This is a genomic window from Amycolatopsis rhizosphaerae, assembly GCF_007713715.1.
Classification (GTDB): Bacteria; Actinomycetota; Actinomycetes; order Mycobacteriales; family Pseudonocardiaceae; genus Amycolatopsis_E; species Amycolatopsis_E rhizosphaerae.
In genome coordinates, this window is the sequence record NZ_VJWX01000744.1 from 1 (window position 1) to 2,278 (window position 2,278).

Below are 2,278 nucleotides of genomic sequence, written 5' to 3' on the forward strand. Positions count from 1 at the left end.
GCCCGAACAGCCACCACATCCCGGCACCCCCTTCACCGCACCGCGATCTCCACGCGGCGTTCGTCGCCGCGTCCCGTGGGTCTGGTGTCGCCGTAGGCCCTGGGGATCAGCCGGTTCGAGGGCACACCGGCGGCGCTGAGGGCTCTCGCAACCCGTTCCGCCCGGGCCCGCGAGAGGGCCAGCGCGGTGGCCTCGCTGCCCGGTCCGGCCGCGGCGTGCCCGCCGATCTCGAAGGTCGTCCCGGGCGGGGCGGTGCCGAGGAGCCGGGCGACCTCGGTGAGACCGCGGGGGTCGAGCGGGTCGGCACTGTCGGGGGCGAAGGTGATCGGATGCGCGAGAAGTACCCGATCGAGTGAGCCTTGCAGGCCTGCCGGGTCCGTAGCGGGGGTGGTACCCGACGTCAGGTGGGCTCGCAGCGCGGGGCCCTGCCACTCGACGACCGCAACCGCGAGCAGCCCGGTCACCAGCACCGCGATGACCGGAAACCAGGTTCGCGTACCGGACACAGCCGAACCCTAAGCCGGGCCGCGGACTGCCGCGACCCGGCGGGGGAAGGCGGATCAGGTAGCGGGCGCGTGGTCCTCGGCGGACTGGTGCTGGATCACGATCGGCGCCAACTGCGGACGCTTGGGGGACAGGCCGTCACCCATGGACTCGCCACGGAGCTGGCGGCGGATCCACGGCAGCAGATGCGTCTTGGTCCAGGCCAGATCCGAGCGCCGGGCGGTGATCCAGTCGCGGTGCAGTTCGAGCGCGGGCCACGGTTCGCGCCAGTCCTCGGCGACCGGGACACCCAGCAGGTCCGCGGTGCGCAGCGCGATCCGGTGGTGCGCTTCGGGGGTGAAGTGCAGCCGGTCGTCGCTCCACGCGCGGTGATCGCGCAGCGCGTCCATCGCCCACAGGTCGACCACGCGAGCGCCGTGCCGTGCCGCGATGGCCCACAGGTGCGTGTTGTAGATGCCGATCTTGCCGCGCAGCACGCTCATCACCGACAGTGTCTTGGTGTCGGGCCCGTTGAACAGCAGTACCTCGATCCCGGCGCCGCGCAGCTGCGCGACCACGGTGTCGATCTGGGCCGCGATCTCGTCGACATCGCTGCCCGGCACGATCACGTCGTTACCGCCGCCGCAGAAGGTGACCAGGTCCGGTTTGGTCTCCAGGGCTACGGGGACCTGTTCCTCGACGATTTCGGCGAGCATCTTGCCCCGGAGCGCGAGGTTCGCGTACCGGAATCCGGCTTCGCCGCCGGCCAGTATCTCGGCCAGGCGGTCGGCCCAGCCGCGGAAGCTGCCGTCGGGGAGTTCGTCGTTCAGACCTTCGGTGAAGCTGTCGCCCAGTGCGATGTAGCTGTTGTAGCCGTACACGCCACAGTCCCCTCTCGCCCAGCACGCATTGTTATTCGCCCCTGAAACAACATCGCGAGGATGCACCTGTAATCCCGGTCTGAGCCACAGTCGGTTCAGCCGAGGGTCACAGTCTCTTCTCTTGTCGGCCATCCGCGCCTCTTCATTACCGGAGACGGCGTGATGGATGTGGCGAAGATCTCGCCGCCGCCTGACCTGGACGGCGGAATGGGGCACTCTGTCAGGGTGAGCGCAGCAACGACGCCGGAACGGGAATCGCTGGCCAGTGTGCTGGGCGGGCGCAAGGGCGCGGTGGACGCGAGCCTCCCACCGCTGGCTTTTGTGATCGGCTGGTTACTCGGCGGCAGTTCGATCGGCTGGGGTGCGGTCGCGGCGATCGCCGCGGCAGTTCTCGTGGGGGCGTTCCGGATCTTCCGTGAACACACAATGCGAGCGAGTCGTAACGCGGTGGTGAGCCTGGCCGCGGTTATCGTCGCCGCGCTCGTGGCGTTGCACACCGGACGGGCCCAGGACTTCTTCCTGATCCAGTTGCTGTCCAATGTGGCCAGTGCGCTGCTGTGGGCGGCGAGTGCGGCGGTGCGCTGGCCGCTGCTGGGCGTGGTGGTGGGGCTGCTGCTCGGGCAGAAGACGCGGTGGCGCAAAGATCCGGCGCTGCTGCACGCCTACTCCCTGGCCAGCCTCACCTGGTCGGGTCAGTACCTGGTGCGCGTCGCGGTCTACCTTCCACTGTGGTGGTCGGGACAACTGGTCGCACTCGGCGTGGCGCGGACCGTGCTCACCTGGCCGCTGCAGGCGCTGACGATCGCGGTCAGCGGCTGGGTGCTCTACCGCGCCCTGCCCGAAGGGCATCCCGGCCTGCGGCTGGGGGAACGGCCGCCGGAAGCGGAAACGGCGCACCTGGACAAGGGGGACTG

General features: G+C 69.7%; 3 protein-coding genes. 1 reads left to right on the plus strand and 2 read right to left on the minus strand.

Annotated elements, in window-relative coordinates:
* Positions 1 to 32: 32 nt before the first annotated feature.
* Together FNH05_RS36310 and FNH05_RS36315 are read right to left on the minus strand one after the other, a co-directional pair.
* Positions 33 to 506, minus strand: a complete 474-nt coding sequence (locus FNH05_RS36310) for an OmpA family protein (protein ID WP_144593360.1) — start codon at positions 504 to 506, stop codon at positions 33 to 35.
* Positions 507 to 560: 54 nt separating this feature from the next.
* Positions 561 to 1,364, minus strand: a complete 804-nt coding sequence (locus FNH05_RS36315) for an SGNH/GDSL hydrolase family protein (RefSeq protein ID WP_144593361.1) — start codon at positions 1,362 to 1,364, stop codon at positions 561 to 563.
* Between the two features lie 207 nt (positions 1,365 to 1,571).
* On the opposite strand from FNH05_RS36315, the gene FNH05_RS36320 reads away from it, so the two are divergent.
* On the plus strand, positions 1,572 to 2,278 hold a 707-nt coding region (locus FNH05_RS36320), incomplete at its 3' end, for a DUF3159 domain-containing protein (protein ID WP_186382916.1).